The sequence below is a fragment of the Acinetobacter qingfengensis genome (assembly GCF_008693185.1).
GTDB lineage: Bacteria > Pseudomonadota > Gammaproteobacteria > Pseudomonadales > Moraxellaceae > Acinetobacter > Acinetobacter qingfengensis.
On the sequence record NZ_VXKN01000006.1, the window covers coordinates 106,489 to 123,917 of the forward strand.

Annotated in this window: 15 protein-coding genes; 9 read left to right on the plus strand and 6 right to left on the minus strand. The window is 38.0% G+C overall.

Annotated features, from left to right (window positions below):
• Window positions 1-13: 13 nt before the first annotated feature.
• The 3 genes from F4V57_RS09430 to F4V57_RS09440 all read right to left on the minus strand — a co-directional run bounded on the left by F4V57_RS09430 (window position 14) and on the right by F4V57_RS09440 (window position 3,976).
• Window positions 14-1,495, minus strand: a complete 1,482-nt coding sequence (locus F4V57_RS09430; RefSeq protein WP_070068493.1) for an amino acid permease — start codon at window positions 1,493-1,495, stop codon at window positions 14-16.
• A gap of 18 nt (window positions 1,496-1,513) precedes the next feature.
• A complete protein-coding gene (locus F4V57_RS09435) occupies window positions 1,514-2,515 on the minus strand; it encodes a class I SAM-dependent methyltransferase (protein WP_070068492.1) in 1,002 nt (333 codons plus the stop codon).
• Window positions 2,516-2,596: 81 nt separating this feature from the next.
• Entirely contained in the window at window positions 2,597-3,976 is a 1,380-nt protein-coding gene (locus F4V57_RS09440) for a uracil-xanthine permease family protein (protein WP_070068491.1), read from the minus strand.
• Between the two features lie 184 nt (window positions 3,977-4,160).
• Here F4V57_RS09440 and typA point away from each other — a divergent pair, with 184 nt between their 5' ends.
• The 6 genes from typA (at window position 4,161) to F4V57_RS09470 (ending at window position 11,242) form a co-directional block, all read left to right on the plus strand.
• Window positions 4,161-5,999: a translational GTPase TypA gene (typA, locus tag F4V57_RS09445; RefSeq protein WP_070068490.1), complete on the plus strand. Its 1,839-nt coding sequence runs from the start codon at window positions 4,161-4,163 to the stop codon at window positions 5,997-5,999.
• 547 nt (window positions 6,000-6,546) lie between these two features.
• A complete protein-coding gene (locus F4V57_RS09450) occupies window positions 6,547-7,488 on the plus strand; it encodes a carbon-nitrogen hydrolase family protein (protein WP_070068489.1) in 942 nt (313 codons plus the stop codon).
• A 174-nt stretch (window positions 7,489-7,662) separates the two neighbouring features.
• Window positions 7,663-9,117: a biotin carboxylase gene (locus tag F4V57_RS09455; RefSeq protein WP_228268230.1), complete on the plus strand. Its 1,455-nt coding sequence runs from the start codon at window positions 7,663-7,665 to the stop codon at window positions 9,115-9,117.
• Window positions 9,118-9,146: 29 nt separating this feature from the next.
• Window positions 9,147-10,133 carry a C45 family autoproteolytic acyltransferase/hydolase gene (locus F4V57_RS09460; RefSeq protein WP_070068487.1) on the plus strand — a complete coding sequence of 329 codons (987 nt, stop codon included), beginning with the start codon at window positions 9,147-9,149 and terminating at the stop codon, window positions 10,131-10,133.
• Between the two features lie 210 nt (window positions 10,134-10,343).
• A complete protein-coding gene (gene mscL, locus F4V57_RS09465) occupies window positions 10,344-10,781 on the plus strand; it encodes a large conductance mechanosensitive channel protein MscL (RefSeq protein ID WP_070068486.1) in 438 nt (145 codons plus the stop codon).
• A 122-nt stretch (window positions 10,782-10,903) separates the two neighbouring features.
• The gene (locus F4V57_RS09470; protein WP_070068485.1) at window positions 10,904-11,242 is read left to right on the plus strand and encodes a gamma-glutamylcyclotransferase family protein; all 339 of its coding nucleotides are present in this window, start codon (window positions 10,904-10,906) and stop codon (window positions 11,240-11,242) included.
• Here the strand turns inward: F4V57_RS09470 and F4V57_RS09475 are convergent.
• Both F4V57_RS09475 and mutM read right to left on the minus strand, forming a co-directional pair.
• Window positions 11,239-11,523, minus strand: a complete 285-nt coding sequence (locus F4V57_RS09475; protein WP_070068484.1) for a peptidylprolyl isomerase — start codon at window positions 11,521-11,523, stop codon at window positions 11,239-11,241. The genes F4V57_RS09470 and F4V57_RS09475 overlap by 4 nt on opposite strands.
• Window positions 11,520-12,368 carry a bifunctional DNA-formamidopyrimidine glycosylase/DNA-(apurinic or apyrimidinic site) lyase gene (mutM, locus tag F4V57_RS09480; protein WP_070068483.1) on the minus strand — a complete coding sequence of 283 codons (849 nt, stop codon included), beginning with the start codon at window positions 12,366-12,368 and terminating at the stop codon, window positions 11,520-11,522. Before mutM ends, F4V57_RS09475 begins: the two co-directional genes overlap by 4 nt.
• A gap of 103 nt (window positions 12,369-12,471) precedes the next feature.
• On the opposite strand from mutM, the gene F4V57_RS09485 reads away from it, so the two are divergent.
• The gene (locus tag F4V57_RS09485; protein ID WP_070068482.1) at window positions 12,472-14,610 is read left to right on the plus strand and encodes a TonB-dependent receptor family protein; all 2,139 of its coding nucleotides are present in this window, start codon (window positions 12,472-12,474) and stop codon (window positions 14,608-14,610) included.
• A gap of 256 nt (window positions 14,611-14,866) precedes the next feature.
• On the plus strand, window positions 14,867-15,787 hold the full coding sequence (locus F4V57_RS09490; protein ID WP_070068481.1) for an AEC family transporter: 921 nt from the start codon (window positions 14,867-14,869) through the stop codon (window positions 15,785-15,787).
• Between the two features lie 131 nt (window positions 15,788-15,918).
• On the opposite strand, the gene F4V57_RS09495 is transcribed toward F4V57_RS09490, so the two are convergent.
• Window positions 15,919-16,626: a DsbC family protein gene (locus tag F4V57_RS09495; RefSeq protein WP_070068480.1), complete on the minus strand. Its 708-nt coding sequence runs from the start codon at window positions 16,624-16,626 to the stop codon at window positions 15,919-15,921.
• Window positions 16,627-16,817: 191 nt separating this feature from the next.
• On the opposite strand from F4V57_RS09495, the gene F4V57_RS09500 reads away from it, so the two are divergent.
• Window positions 16,818-17,387, plus strand: a complete 570-nt coding sequence (locus F4V57_RS09500; RefSeq protein ID WP_070068479.1) for a DUF2939 domain-containing protein — start codon at window positions 16,818-16,820, stop codon at window positions 17,385-17,387.
• The last annotated feature ends 42 nt before the right edge of the window (window positions 17,388-17,429 follow it).

Consider the following 17,429-nt stretch of genomic DNA (forward strand, 5'->3'; position numbering starts at 1 on the left):
TTGGCATAAATAATTAAGAAGGTAATTGTGACTGATCATCGTCTTTATAAGGTGTAACATCCATTTCTGCATAGCTAATCAAGCGGGATTTATGTTTGATTCGATACGCTAGCCAAACTGCCAGAAACATTGGGATAGTAATATACGTTGATACGATACCTTTCCAGTCAATTTGATTAGAAATAAATGCCTGATAATTTTGTCCTAGAGTAATAAATAAACATAGTGCAAACGCAAACAATGGACCAAATGGAAATAATTTGGCACGGTATGGCAAATCTTCCAAACGATAGCCTTGTTTAATATAGCCTTTACGAAAACGATAATGTGAAATGGCGATTCCTAGCCAGACAATGAATCCACACATGCCTGACATATTGAGTAACCAGAAATAAATTTCTGTTTCACTGACAAAATAGGTAAGTAAACAAAAAGCAGCAATGATAGTTGTTGCGAACAAAGCATTCATGGGAACCCCACGATGATCGAGTTTTGCAAAAATTTTAGGTGCACGACATTCTTTTGCCATATTCCATAACATTCGGGTTGATGAATACATGCCAGAGTTCCCTGCTGATAGCACTGCGGTTAGAATTACGGTATTCATTACGCTGGCGGCAAATGCTAACCCTGCTTTCTCATACAGCAATGTAAATGGTGAAAGTGAAATATCATTGTTATCTGCTGCTTTTAGTAGTAATGGATCATCATAGGGAATCAGTGTTCCAATGATGGCAATACATAGAATATAAAATAGTAAAATTCGCCAGAAGATTTGTTTAATGGCCAGAGGAATGGTTTTTTCTGGATTTTTTGATTCACCGGCAGCAACACCGACCATTTCAGTTCCCTGAAAAGAAAAACCGGCAATCATGGCTACGCCGATCATGGCTTGCAGACCGCCTGCAAATGGCGCATCTTTAAGTGTCCAATTTTTGAGAATGTGATCTGGAGCGGAACTCATGATATGAATAATCATGTAGATACCTAGTCCAACAAAGACAATAATCGCAAGTACTTTAATTAGTGAAAAATAAAATTCACTTTCCCCAAAACCTTTAACAGTTAAGGCATTAATACCAAAAATAATACATAAAAAAATCAAGCTCCACCAAAATCCAGGGATATCGGGAAACCAGAATTTCATGATAAATTGAACAGCTACCAGCTCAAAAGCTACGGTAATGGCCCAGTTATACCAATAGTTCCAGCCAAGCGCAAAACCGAAACCCTCTTCAACGTATTTGCTGCCATAGGTAAAAAATGCTCCAGAACTTGGATAATGTGTGGCAAGTTCTCCCAGGCTGGTCATTAAAAAGTAAATCATTATTCCAATGACAGCATAGGCAAGCAATGCGCCACCAGGACCTGCATTGGCAATAGTTGAGCCAGAAGCCAGAAATAAACCTGTACCTATTGAGCCGCCAATTGCGATCATGTTTAAGTGACGAGCACTTAATTGACGTTGAAGGTGCTGATTTGAAACTTCACTCATAGATAGTCCTAAGCCTGATTATTTTTTTGCATAAAGTACTTTAAAACCGTTTTGATCGGTTTTAATCTGACAATGCCCAAAGCGATGTTCGATAAATGGGGCATAATTCAGAAAACGGTTGGCAACAATCCATAATTCACCTTTTGATTTAAGACGATCAAAAGCAAACTGACATAAATTTTCACTGGCCTGATAATGGGTTTTAATCCCTTGATGAAAAGGCGGGTTACTTACAATGGCATCAAAATTTTCAGGAATATCCTGAATATCTGTAATTGCAATGGTTTTTAATTGCGTGCTGCGGTCATTTTCTGCAAATGTGCGTGCCGTGGATTCTAATGCAAAGGCATCAATATCTACAGCAGTCATTGAGTTATTTGTATTTTGTATGGCCAGCAAGATAGAAATAATTCCAGCACCGCAACCAAAATCCAAAATTTCTCCAGACTTAACCTGAGAGAGGTAGGGTAATAATTCCGCAGTACCGATATCCAGATGTTGCTGGCTAAATACGCCCGGCAAAGCACAAATTGTGATACGTTGTTGAAAAATATCAAGACTATAGGTGCTGATCCAATGCTGTAATGGTTTTGCATGATGTTCTTTACATAAAGTAAGCTGCCAAAGTTGGCAGTGTCGTGCGCTATCTAATTTCAGATATTTGCCATAATCAGCCAATTGTTTGGCTGCACCTTCAATTCCGGCTTTTTTTTCTCCCACAAGAAAAATTTGTTGACCTTGTTGTAGTAGCGCAGCACATTGATCTAATACATATTGAAGCTGTTGTCTGGCTTTGGGAATAAAAATAATAATTTGCTGAAATGCTTGTTGTGGCGGGACAATATCAAAATATGAGGTAAAATTCTGATGTGTAAAATAATGATGATCTGCATAATTCCATGTCCAGATCAAAGACTGTTGAAAATGTGTGGCTAAAATATCTTGTGGCGGATTAACCAAAAGGGTTGTCCCAAGCCAGTCATGATCCTGACGAAGAATAACTTCACTTTTTGCATCCATAACTGATCTCCAGACTGGTAAGTATTCATGATAAAACGCTTTCCAATCATTAAACTAGAAAGTGGGTTCTATCTGTAAATGTTAAGGATTTTCTGTTTTTTGTTCAGGAAGTAACATGTTCAAAATAAGTGCGGCAATACCACCAGTAGCGACACCTGAACTAAAAATATTTTGAATCAACTGAGGAAGATGCTTCAAGAAATCAGGAACCTGAGCAATTCCTAAACCTAATCCTAAGGAAATAGCAATAATCAATAAAGCACGGCGGTCCAATTTAATTCCTGAAAGAATATTAATTCCAGATGCAGCAACAGCACCAAACATGACCATTACGGCACCGCCTAAAACTGCCTGAGGGACAGCTTGGATAATCCCGGCAATTTTTGGAAATAAGCCCAAAATGATTAATAAAGCTGCAATCCAGATTCCAACATAACGACTGGCAACACCAGTGAGCTGGATTACACCATTATTTTGTGCAAACACTGAGCTTGGGAATGTATTAAAGATTCCTGCCAGTAAGGAGTTTGCCCCATTGACCAATACGCCACCTTTAATACGTTGCATCCAAGTTTCACCTGAAACAGGTTCTCTGGAAATTTTACTGGTTGCTGTAACATCACCAATGGCTTCGAGTGAGGTCACCAGATAAATAAAAGCAAGTGGAATAAACAACGACCAGGAAAAACTCAAACCAAAGTGTAAAGGTGTCGGTGATTGAAACACTGGTGCCTGCTGTAAGGCAGAAAAATCCAGATGTCCCATAAAAGCAGCAAGAATATAGCCAATTACCAGTGCCAATAAAATTGCAGCGCTTTTGACCCAGACAAAGGCCAATCGGTTTAATAAAATAATAATGGCTAAAACACTACAGGACATAATGAGATTATCGCTATTGGCAAATGTTCCATCTGCCATGGCAGTATAACCACCCCCCATGCTGATCAAACCCTCTTTAATTAGTGTGAGGCCGATCAATAGCACGACAATTCCAGTAACCAAAGGGGTAATCAATCGTTTAATCCATGGCAAAATACGGGAAACACCCATTTCAATAAATGCGCCACAAATTACCACACCAAAAATTGCTGCCATTACTTGTTGATATGGTGTTCCATTGGCAATCATGGTGCCACCAATTGCCATAATCGGACCAATAAAATTAAAACTGGTACCTTGAACAATCAATAAACCAGCACCAAATGGTCCAACGCGTTTGCATTGTAAAAAAGTTGCAATTCCTGAAATGACCAGTGACATGGATAAAATCATGGTGGTTTCATGTGCGGGAACATTTAATGCACCACAAATTAATAAACCAGGAGTAACAATTGGAACTAAAATTGCCAATAGATGTTGTAATGCGGCAAAAAATGCGGCCACTGGTTTTGGACGATCATTAATTCCATAAACCAGTTCATGGTTGTTTGCTGAATTTAAAGTTGTATCTTGATCTGACATGGCATATCAATCATGATGGGAGGAGAAGAGCTGTATTCTAATCGTTCAGTTTGATCAGGCAAAGTAAAAATCTATTGATTTGCAAAAAAGTTATCAAATTGTCGTGAAACTGTCACTACCCCTCGTTATGCTTTTTGCTGTATAATTTGCCCTCAGAATTTTTCATTTAGTAGTATTCACGTTCATGTCAGATATTAAAAATCTCCGCAACATCGCAATCATTGCGCACGTTGACCATGGTAAAACAACACTTGTCGATAAACTTTTACAGCAGTCTGGTGCGCTTGGTGAGCGTGCAGGCGAGATTGAGCGTGTCATGGACTCGAATGCGCTTGAGAGCGAGCGTGGGATTACCATTCTTGCCAAAAACACTGCCATTACTTGGTTGGATAAACGTACCGATACCACCTATCGTATTAATATCGTTGATACTCCGGGGCACGCCGACTTTGGTGGCGAAGTAGAGCGTGTATTGTCTATGGTTGACTGCGTGTTACTTCTGGTTGATGCACAAGAAGGTCCAATGCCACAAACGCGTTTTGTGACTCAAAAAGCCTTTGCTCGTGGTTTAAAACCAATCGTGATTATCAACAAGGTTGATAAACCAAGTGCACGTCCAGACTGGGTGATTGATCAGGTATTTGATTTATTTGATAATCTTGGTGCAACAGACGAACAATTGGATTTCCCTATTGTTTATGCATCAGGTCTACGCGGTGTTGCAGGTCCGGCACCAGAAGAACTTGCTGAAGACATGACGCCATTGTTCGAAACAATTGTTGACATTGTTGAACCACCAGCAGTTGATGTTGACGGTCCTTTCCAGATGCAAATTTCATCGCTTGACTATAATAGTTTTGTGGGTGTGATTGGTGTTGGCCGTATCCAACGTGGATCAGTGACTTTAAATACACCTGTTACCGTCATTGATAAAGATGGTAAAACCCGTAATGGCCGTATCTTAAAAATTATGGGCTATCATGGACTTGAGCGTATTGATGTTGAAGAAGCATCTGCTGGGGACATCGTATGTATTACAGGTATTGATGCCCTTAATATTTCAGATACCATTTGTGATCCTAAAAATGTTGAAGCTTTACCTCCATTGTCTGTGGATGAACCAACTGTATCCATGACATTCCAAGTAAACAATTCACCATTTGCTGGTAAAGAAGGTAAATTTGTGACTTCACGTAATATTCGTGAGCGTTTGGATCGTGAATTGATTCATAATGTTGCACTTCGCGTTGAAGATACTGATAGTCCTGATCGTTTCAAAGTATCTGGTCGTGGTGAGTTACATCTTTCTGTCTTGATCGAAAACATGCGCCGTGAAGGCTTTGAAATGGGTGTTTCACGTCCACAAGTGATCATCAAGGAAGTTGATGGTGAAAAACAAGAGCCATACGAAAATGTTACTTTTGATGTAGAAGAACAACATCAGGGTGCAGTAATGGAACAAATGGGTCATCGTAAAGGTGAAATGACCAATATGGAAGTTGATGGTAAAGGTCGTATCCGTATTGAAGCGACTGTTCCATCACGTGGTTTGATTGGTTTCCGTTCGGAATTCTTGACCATGACTTCTGGTACAGGAATTATGACTTCAAGCTTTTCGCATTATGGTCCTGTGAAACAAGGTACTGTCGCTAAACGTCAAAACGGTGTATTAATTTCTATGGTTCAGGGTACTTGCTTGGGCTATGCATTGTTTGGTTTACAAGATCGTGGTCGTCTGTTCGCGAAACCTCAATTAGAAGTTTATGAAGGCATGATCGTTGGTATCAACTCCCGTTCAGATGATATGGTGGTTAACCCAACTAAAGCAAAACAATTAACCAACGTGCGTGCGTCTGGTACAGATGATGCGTTGACTTTGGTTCCACCAATCGAATATACACTTGAGCAAGCACTTGAATTTATTGAAGATGATGAATTGGTTGAAGTAACACCTAAATCAATTCGTATCCGTAAACGTTATTTAAGTGAAAATGATCGTAAACGTGCTGCACGTGGTATGTAATAAACAAACATAAAATTTACATGAATCTGTAGTTTTTCTGTTCTCAAAGCCGAATACTTGTATGGTATTCGGCTTTTTTTGATTATGACATTTTGATAAAGACACTTAAACTTCTGGTGTAGAAGACAAAATAAAAACAGGGTGCTATAAATATTTTCTTAAAAAAATCAATGAATAAATAAGATGCATTTTTTAGAGGGAAAAAATTTATTGCTTCAAACAAGAACATAATTTTAATTTTTAGATTTAAATTAGATTGGTTTTAAAACAATATAGAAATAATTAAGCACTAAAATGATGCAATTTGTGATTTAGAGATTTTTATTTAATCAATTAGTCCTATTAGAAATATTGTAAATTATTATTGTTATCAAAAATAAGAAAAGTATATTTCACCATAAATAATTTCAATCTATAACCAAATGGATGATATTTAATCGTTTTAATCTAAGAGTTTGGCATATCAATTGCTTTTTTCTATTTGATTAAGGCAATTGAATAGATCAATACCTGCATAAACATGAATTGCAAGAGGATGATTAAGTATATGACTAAATTCGCAATTGCAGGTGTGCAAATGGCTGTATCAGCCTACGAAGAAAATATTACACGCATGGCGCAATATGCCGAGCATATCAAACAGCGTTTTCCATGGGTCAATATGCTGGTATTTTCAGAATTATGTGCATTAGGTCCTAGTCCATTTAAAGCAGAACCTATGCCGGGAAATGCTGAACAACGATTGCAGGAAATTGCCCGAAAAACTGGCCTTTGGCTTATTCCAGGTTCTTTATTTGAACAACGGGAAGATGGTGTTTATAACACTGCACCAGTCATTAATCCTCAGGGTGAAGTGGTGACTCGTTTTCGTAAACTTTTTCCATTTCTACCCTATGAAGCTGGCATTAATTCCGGTAATGAGTTTGTGGTCTTTGATGTACCTAATGCGGGGAGAATTGGTGTTTCAATTTGTTATGACATGTGGTTTCCGGAAACCACACGCACATTGGTGGCAATGGGCGCAGAAGTCATTATTCATCCAACCATGACAGACACCATTGATCGAGATGTAGAGTTAGCAATTGCACGGGCATCTGCGGCGACAAATCAGGTTTATTTCTTTGATATTAATGGCGTTGGAGATGGCGGTGTTGGTCGTTCAATCATTGTAGATCCTTCTGGTTATGTGTTACATCAGGCAGCCAATGGTACAGAAATTATGCCGATAGAAGTAGATTTTGAAAAAGTTCGCCATGAGCGAGAAAAGGGAATACGTGGTTTGGGACAACCACTTAAAAGTTTTAGAGATCGTGTCTGTCAATTTGATGTTTATCAAAAAGGAAGTCATACAGAAAGCTATCTACATACTTTAGGTACATTGGAAAAACCTGTTGCAAATAATAGCTTATTTACACAACCACAATCTTATGTCACAGAAAAAGACTTATCACAGGCGCAACCAGCCAGTGATTGGCCAGTATGGGAATAAGTATTAATCAATGTATAAAAACGATTTTGATAAAAAATCATAGACAGGACAGAATCTTTGATACAAAGAATCCTTGAATGGTTTCGAACACTGGGTAAAAAGGACCAAAACATGCCATCGGCATGTATACCCAGCGACAATCCTCCAGAATCAATGGCCATTAATGAGGCATCTATGACTAAAATACGCAATATTTCTGAATTAAGGTTATTGTTTCATCGTAATGAACGGCCAATATACTTTATCAGTGCAACAAATTTTAATTTGTTAGGGCTGGAACAATGGGTTAGAAACTTTAAATATATTAACTATATTGATTGTTTTGATGGACGTCATCCAAACGTATTTGTGCCTAAAGAAACAGATCATGATGAATTTACTTCAATTGAGGATATTAATAATTATTTACTACAACATAAATCTGTTGTTGATTTGGCAGAAAAATCACAACAACCTCCAGTTGCGGTTTTTTTGATGTTTGATGAACAAACCGAGCAATTATGTAAAGAAATCGGTATAGATGTCTGGTTTCCAGATGCAGCCTTACGTTCACGATGTGACAATAAAATGGAAACTGTGCGTATTGGTAACAAGGCAGGTGTTCCTTCCGTACCAAATGTTTTGGCCAAAGTAGACAGTTATCAACATTTACAACAATTGGCAAAAATGCATGGTTTGGGGGAAAATCTTGTTGTTCAGACAGCGTTTGGAGATTCAGGACACACCACCTTTTTTATTTCCAGCGAAGATGAGTTTAATCAACATGCCGATGAGATCATTAACGATCCTGAAGTCAAGATTATGAAACGAATCAATTGCCGTGGTGCAACCATGGAAGCCTGTGTTACACGTTCAGGTACACTGGTTGGGCCATTGTTGACAGAAGTTGTCGGTGAGCCTGAATTAACCCCTTATCGTGGTGGCTGGTGTGGTAATGAAATATTTCCAGAAGCATTTTCCGAAACAATCCGCACTAAAGCACGTGAAATGGCTTCCCGTTTTGGTAATCAGTTAAAAGAAGAAGGGTATCGTGGTTGTTTTGATCTGGACTTTCTGATTGATAAAGATGATGGTGAAGTTTATTTAGGTGAATTGAATCCAAGAATTTGTGGCGCTAGTCCAATGACCAATCACGTAGCTTTTGCCTACGCTGATGCACCTTTGTTTCTATTTCATTTACTGGAATTTTCTGGTGTAGAATATGAACTGGACGTCAATGAATTAAATGCCCGTTGGGCTGATCCAGTGTTTATCGACAGTTGGAGTCAATTGGTCATTAAATACACTGAAGATCAGGTTGATATCATTACTACTGCGCCTGAATCCGGAATTTATCGTATGGCAGAAAATGGAACAGTATCATTTCACCGATTTGATTATTCAAGAGAAGGTATTGCATCAGAGAATGAAGCATTTTTCCTACGTATTAGCGGTCCGGGTGATTATCGCTATGAAGGTGCAGATCTGGGAATTCTAATTACTCGTGGTCGCGCGATGAATGATCAATTTGAATTAAATACACGTGCCCATCACTGGATTGCAGGAATAAAAGCTTATTATTCAGCTCAGCCACTTGCGGTCGTGAATACTCAGCCAGTTCCTCAACATGGCGCATTTAAAATTCTGTAATATGAATGAACTAGAGAAAGAGGTAAACCATGCACTGTCAATTTGAGGCAATTCGTGAAGATGTTCCCGGATCTCGCTGGCAGGCACTGTTTCAAAAACGCTGGCCTGGTTATTGCCGCTGGTTTTTAAGAGATAGCCATCATTTTCGGCCATCTTATTTATCTTGTCGCCGTGCACTAAAGACTTATATGCCAGAACTGGTTCCTTTGTATGAGCAATTGGTCAATTTAGCCGGAGAGGGGGATCTGGAGGCTAGATTTCTTTCTCTGTGGTGTCCTCCTTCTTATATTACAGGATGTACTCAAGCTGTTTGGCATGATCCGCAGGGTTTACAGCAACCCATGTTGATTCGTAATTATGATTATGTGCCAGCTTTACTTGAAGGCAGTTGGTTGGCAACACGCTGGTGTGGTCAATCCGTTTTGGCTATGAGTGATTGCTTATGGGGTGTTCTGGACGGAATCAATGAATCTGGTTTGGTTGCATCATTGACTTATGGTGGAAGTCGAGAAATTGGTGAAGGATTTGGCATTCCATTGGTATTACGCTATGTCTTGGAAGTGGCAACGTCAACAGCAGAAGCTATTGTAATCTTAAAGCGTATTCCTGTGCACATGTCATATAACGTAAGTTTACTTGACCGACAGGGACATTGGGCAACTGTATTTTTGGGGCCGAATCGTCAGGCAGAAGTGCTTTATCAACCCGTGGTTGCCAATCACCAACATCAGATTCAATGGCCAGCACATGCACGTGCAACAAAAACACTGGAACGGGAAGCTGCACTAAATAATATTGTTAAAAAGTCTATGGATTGCCATGCAATAGAACGTGCATTGCTTAAACCGCCATTATTTCAAACATCATATAACAAGGGCTATGGCACACTTTATACGGCACGTTACAATCCTTATGATTTGACAGCGGAACTGATTTGGCCAAATCAACGCTGGTTACAGCATTGTCAGGATATTCAGGAAGGTAGTTACTTGGTTGATTTTGGTTATTCATATTAGATCAATATGATGTTTTTGCAATGTGATAAATTAGGATTAAGCCAGTATGTAAGCATTGTGGTTACTTAGATAATTTAAAAAACCTTTATTTTTTCATGGTTTTATTTTATTTAAAAAAACAGTACAGTTAACGATTAACAAAAAATAAATCAAGCTTTTCTATATTTTAAGAAAAAGCGATTTATCTGATTGCGTATATTGGAGTGAAAGATGAGTATTATTCAAGAATTTAAAGAATTTGCCGTAAAAGGTAACATGATTGATTTGGCTGTGGGTGTCATCATTGGTGGTGCATTTGGTAAAATTGTGGATTCCTTAGTGAAAGATATCATCATGCCAATTATCTCTGTCATCACAGGTGGCGGTGTTGATTTTACCCAGAAATTTATCGTACTTGGTGATAATCCAAATAATTTACAATCACTGGATGCATTACAAAAAGCAGGTGTGAATGTCCTGACCTATGGTAACTTTTTAACGATTTTTATCAATTTTATCATTCTTGCGTGGATCGTATTTTTAATGGTGAAATTATTGAATAAGTTGCGCCGTAGTAAAGAAGAAGCTCCAGTAGAGCCAGCGCCAACGCCGGAAGATGTGCAATTATTACGTGAAATTCGTGATGCATTAAAAAATAAAACAAATTAAGTTGAATTAAACGGTAGATTACCTCTACCGTTTTATCAGAACTTATTTTGTATCAGAGTCAAGGGTACAGATGCGTTCATGTAATCGTAATACCACAAATTATTAAAAGGATAAAAAAATAAATGAATCATCTGTTTACTTATGGAACATTGCGTCCCAACCATGAAAATGCACATATTTTGAAGCACATTGAGGGAACATGGCAAAAGGGCTTTGTTCATGGTGTGGTGCATATACTTGATTGGGGGCCTGATCAAGGTTTACCTGCGATTGTACTTGATGAACAAGCTGAGCGAATTGAAGGCTATGTATTGAGTTCAGATAAACTTGTCGAGCATTGGGAGATGCTGGATGAGTTTGAAGGTTTCCAGTATAAACGTGTCAGAGTAGATGTCGAACTTGAATCCGGTGAAATAACTAGAGCATGGATTTATGTTATGCAATCTGATGGCAGACGTTAAAAATCTGTACGGAACTTCACTTCTACCAGATGAAAACCAAATTTACTTTTTGTTGGCCCCTGTATAATGCGTTCCGGTGCTGAAAAAACCAGTTTATCAATCACTGGGACAAGTTGTCCCTTCTTGACTTCTCCAAGTTCTCCACCACGTTTTGCAGAATTACATAATGAATACTTTTTGGCTAAGGCTGCAAAATCAGCACCATCCTTAAGCTTTTGCTTTAATTGTGTGGCAAGAACCAATTCTTTAACTAAAATATGTCTTACGATTGCCCGATTCATTTGCATTTCCGTGGTTTGATCTTGCTGGGAATATTATTTTTGAGCGGTTGACATTGCGGGCAAAATACACTGGCACGTTGTCCAAGTTTAATGTTCTGCAAAGTGGTTTCACAGTTGACACACATTTCACCGGCACGACCGTAAGCCAGCAAAGTTTGCTGGAAATAGCCATTTTCTCCCATAGCATTGGAGTAATCTCTTAAGGTTGAACCTCCAAGTTGAATAGCCTGTTGTAAAATTCTTTTAATTTCATTAACCAATTGCGCCACTTGTGATGAAGACAGGGATGAAGCTGTTTGTGCAGGATGAATACCACAATTAAACAAACTTTCTGTGGCATAAATATTTCCAACACCTACCACAACATGATTATCCATTAATGCCACTTTAATCGCGCTTTGTTTATGATGCAGTTTTTGTTGTAGATACTCGGTATTGAAATCTTTTGATAACGGCTCGGGGCCGAGTGGATCAAGTAGTTTTTTTTGAGTATTTTGATCTAACCAAAGCAGACAGCCAAATCTGCGCGGATCATGATAACGTAACTGTTGCTTGCCAAAGTCAAAAATTACATGATCATGCTTGCGTAGTTCTTCTTTGGGATCGCAAATACGAAAACTACCAGACATGCCTAAATGCCACAGCATTTTTTTATCACCAAAAGATGCAATGATATATTTTGATCGACGTTGCAATTGGTTCAGTGTCAAGCCACAAAGTAATATAAGATCATCAGGAACAGTCCAGCGTAAACTTGCATTGCGCACAACGATATTTTTCACTTTTTGGTGAATTAATGGTTGCAGGCTCAACTTGGTTGTTTCAACTTCAGGTAATTCAGGCATAGATTTTTTCGTATAAAGATAAAACTTGACCTAATATGAGGTTCAGCCCCATAAAATTCAATTCTAGGCTACAATATGGGTTTTTCAATGAGGTTGTCTATAAATGTTTTTTACAAATCATAAAAAAAATTTTAAAAAGCTGATTCTGGGAATAAGTGTTTTACAAACTATGGCTGTATATGCGGATCAACAGACAATTCAGCAATTACCTGAACTTGAAGTGCAGGCAATTCGTACCAGTGATCATCTTGCTACTACACCAGCTTCCATTTATAAGGTGCAGCAAAGCGAGCATCAAAATAATACAAATGTAAATTTTTCCGAGGTTTTACAGGGTGTTGCTGGTTTACAAATTAATAATCGGGAAAATTATGCACAGGATTTACAAATTTCTATGCGAGGTTTTGGCGCACGATCTACTTTTGGAGTGCGGGGAATTCGTTTGTATATTGATGGTATTCCTGCGACCATGCCGGATGGTCAGGGCCAAAGCTCAAATATTGATTTAAATAGCTTGAATGATGTGGAGGTGTTAACAGGTCCTTTTTCATCGTTATATGGTAATTCTTCAGGAGGGACAATTCTTGCAACAACACGGCAAGGGCAGGGCAAAGATTCAGTGACATTGGGCTATTTGGCAGGGAGTCATGGGAAGCAGCAAGCGAATGTTGTTTTACAAGGTGGCGCAGATAAAATCACTGAGCCAGCTTATGTGATTAGTTCTTCTTATTTTGATACAGATGGTTATCGTGAGCATAGTGGTGCAAATAAGGCTCTGACCAATGCCAAACTTAGCTGGAATTTGGATGATGGCAGTAAAGTAAACTGGGTGATCAACCATGTTAATATTAATGCGGCAGATCCGGGCGGTTTAAGTAAGGCAGATTGGCAAGCGAATCCTAAACAGTTAAATAGCTATCTTAAACGAATGGGATTTAATTCTCGTAAAGAAATTGAACAAACACAAACTGGTGTCACCTGGACAAAATCACTGAATGAGCATAATGAATTATATGCAATGGCTTATCTTGGAAATCGTCAGGTAACGCAATATCAGACGATTCCTGCTGCAACTCAATTGAATAATCCGAAACACGCCGGTGCAGTAATCGATTTTGATCGTAATTATTATGGACTGGATTTACGTTGGACAGGCAAAGAATTACTACCGAATACTACATTGGTAGCAGGTGTTGCACTGGATCAACTTGATGAAGATAGGAGGGGCTATGAAAATTTTGTTACGTCAAATGGTGTGATAACTTATGGTGTTAAAGGTGATTTACGCCGTAATGAAGACAATACACAATGGAATATTGATCCTTATGTACAGGCTTCATGGCAGTTTTTACCACATTGGCATCTGGATACCGGTCTGCGTTATAGCAATGTGCATTTTAAATCTAAAGATCAATATATTACGACAACCAATCCTGATGATAGTGGCGCTACGGATTATCAAAAAGTTTTACCATCCGTTGCTTTGGGGTGGAATATTTTGCCTAAATTATATGGGTATATGAGTTATGGGAAAGGCTTTGAAACACCAACTTTTACCGAAATGTCTTACAAACCAAGCCTGACAGAATCAGGTTTGAATCTGGATTTGAAACCATCAAGTAGTGACAATTATGAAATTGGATTAAAATTGGATCACCAATATGGTCTATTTACATTGGCAGCTTTTCGTACTGAGACGAAAAATGACATTGTATCGGCAGGAAGTTATGGTGGTCGTGCAACATTCCGTAATGCTGATCAAACTTTACGTCAGGGTGCAGAAGTTTCATGGCAAAATAAATTCTGGAAAGACTTATCCGCGCAAGCCAGTTATAGCTATATTGATGCAACGTTTGATGCTGATATTCCAGCAACAGGTTCTGTTTCTGCCATCTCCAAAGGAAGTTTTATTCCCGGTATTGCTAAAAATCAAGCGTTTGCTCGTTTAGCATGGCAGCCTGAACAGGGTTTTCAGGCGGGTCTAGATGTACGTTATATGGATAAAATGTATGTGAATGATCGTAACTCAGAATATGTCGATAGCTACACAGTTACAGGTATTAATGTGGGATATGTTTGGGCTTATCAGGACTGGAAAATTAATAGCTATGCACGAGTAGATAATCTTTTCGATCGTAACTATGTGGGTTCAGTGATCGTAAATGACAGTAATAGCCGTTACTATGAAGCAGCTGATGGACGTAATTTTAGTGCTGGTTTAAGTATCACTAAGGCTTTTTAAGCTGAAATAGAGAGGGATGATGACTTCAGGCATTGTTAATTGTTGATCCAAATAGTTTCTGTATACAATACAAAATAAAGTCATCATCACTTCAAGCTGATTTAAGAAATAGATTTGTTCATAATCAATTACTTAGATTCACTATGAAAGTATCTATAACCTGATTAAATTTCTTTTCATAGGGAAATTTAATGGTTTTCAAAAGATATTTTTAAATTTTTTATTGTTTGGTGTTGGAATATATTTAGGGCTGGATATGGTTTTACAGGTCATTTTACCTTTACTGCTTTTAATGAGTATTGGTTATTTATGTGCTTATTTTAAAGTCATGACCAAAGAGCATTTTCTGGCCATGAATACTTATGTCATTAAAATTGCTTTACCTGCTTTTTTACTTTATGCATTGAGTAGTAAAAACATTAATGAGCTTTGGCATCCGGCGTATTTTATTGCCTATGGTGGTGGTTCTTTAATTTTATTTTTTTTAGCGTACTTTCTATATTGGCGAGTATTTGATTTCAATGTGAGTCAAGCCGCAGTTATGTCGATGGGTGCATCCATGTCCAACACCGGATTTATGGGGACTGCAATTCTGACCTTATTAATTGGGACGCATGCAGCAATATATATTTCACTCACCCTAATTATAGAAAATATACTGATTGTGTTACTGATGCTGACTTTGGCTGAGTTAGGTAAGCAGCAAGGTGCGCTGGTACATATATTTCTGCAAACGTTAAAAAAAGTTTTTAAAAATCCACTCATTATTGCAATTGTATTGGGATTATTTCTGGCGATTCTGGATCTGCATTTGCCCAAGCCAGTGTTTCATGCCCTCGAACTATTGGGAAAAACAGCTTCTCCAGTTGCATTATTTGTGATTGGCGGTAGTTTGGCCATGATGCCAAGAATACAAATTAATCTTCCCAGTATGGTATTGGTAATATTTAGTGTGATCTTAATGCCTCTGTTGGTTTATGGTATTTTTCATTTATTTCCTGATGTTAGCCGGGAAATGCTATATGCTGGGACATTACTTGCGGCATTACCGATGCCAACTGCTTTTGGAATTTTTGGGCAAGCGTATGGTTTACATGAGAAAGCATTAACACCCTTAATGATCAGTACAGTATTGGGTTTTATTGGTGTAAGTAGTCTGATTTATTTTTGGTATTAAAAGAAAAAATTTTCTGGCTAGTAGATTTAAATCATTCCAAAATTAAACTTCTTACGAAAGTATCTATTATTGCTTTATTTTCCTTTTCGAGAGGAAATCTAAGACCTTTCGCAAGAATGTTTGAGGATGGCTTATTTTACTGTATTAAGTAGTTGTTCAATTTGTTGTGCTGAACGGGCACCGCTTATACGTTGTCCATCTTTTAAAAAGAAAGTTGGTGTACCATCAACACCCAATTGTTTACCCAATTGACTATTGGCCTCAATAGGATTTTTACAGTTTGTTGAACCTGTCGGTTGTTTATCCTGAAGTACGTAACTTTGCCATGCTTCGTATGGTTTGGCCGAACACCAGATCTTTTGGGCAGTAGTGGCAGCATTAGGATGTAGTGCAGTAATTGGATAAGGGAAAATGTATAAGGTAATATTATTGACTTGTGTCAAATCTTTTTCCAATTGTTTGCAATATGGACAATCAGGATCGGTAAAAATATATAATACACGCTGTCCATTCCCTTTCACATGCTTGATCGCCTGAGTTAAAGGTAGTTTTTTGACATCAATACGAGAAAGTTCTTGCATACGTTGTTGTGACACGCTACGTTTATTTGGATAGTCAATCAAATTCCCAATAAAGAAATAACGACCATTATCATCTGTATACGTCAGCTCACCTTCTACCATTACTTCATAAATTCCTGAAATTGGTGACTTGCCGGTAACTTGTGCGTGTAGTTCAGGATAAGTTTGATCAAGTTTGTTTTGTAAGGTTTTTTCATCTGCATGGCTGATAGAAATTGTCAGTAAACTGAGTGCAAGTGAAGAAATTAATTTTTTCATGTGAAGGCTCTAAACTGGATTGGTTTTATCCTTGCATAATTACAATATCATGTACAAGCAAATTTTAGCCTGTAGCATATTGATTTTGTAAAGGATTAACAGATCCTCAATATAATTTTAAGAAAATACTACGACTAAAAAGCGTATTTTGGTTATGCTGAGAGTATTGGTCGAGTAGACAGGAAATGTATGTGAATAAAACTTTAAAAACTTCCATTGTTGTCATACTTTTACTGACTGCTGCCTATATTTATTTATCGCCTTATTTGGTGTTATATCAGCTTAAGCAGGCGGCTGAACGCCATGATGCACAGCAACTTTCACAATATATTGACTACCCAAGTGTGAGAAAAAGTCTGAAAGGGCAGATGGGCAATTACTTATTGCATAAATTGCACCAACCTGAAAAAAATGTGCCAGGACATGAGGCATTGGCGGCCATATTTGCTTCAAGTATTGCCGATAAAGCGGTAGATTTGATACTTACTCCAGAAGCAATCGCTTTATTAATGAAAGGTCAACAATTTACTGCAACTTCGTCAATTAAAAATTCATCTACGTCAACTGATCAAGTTTCTTCAGCATCCTCTGGATCAACAAATGAATTGAAATATGATCTGGGATATCGTTCTTTTTCCCAGTTCAATGCCAGTATTTATCCTGATCCTCAACATACTGATCAAGCCATTCAGATTATTATGACACGTCAGGGATTAAGCTGGAAAATTACAGCAATTGAATTACCAAAGACATCTTTCTAAAACGAAAAAGACCTGATTGGGTAGATTCAGGTCTGATCGGTA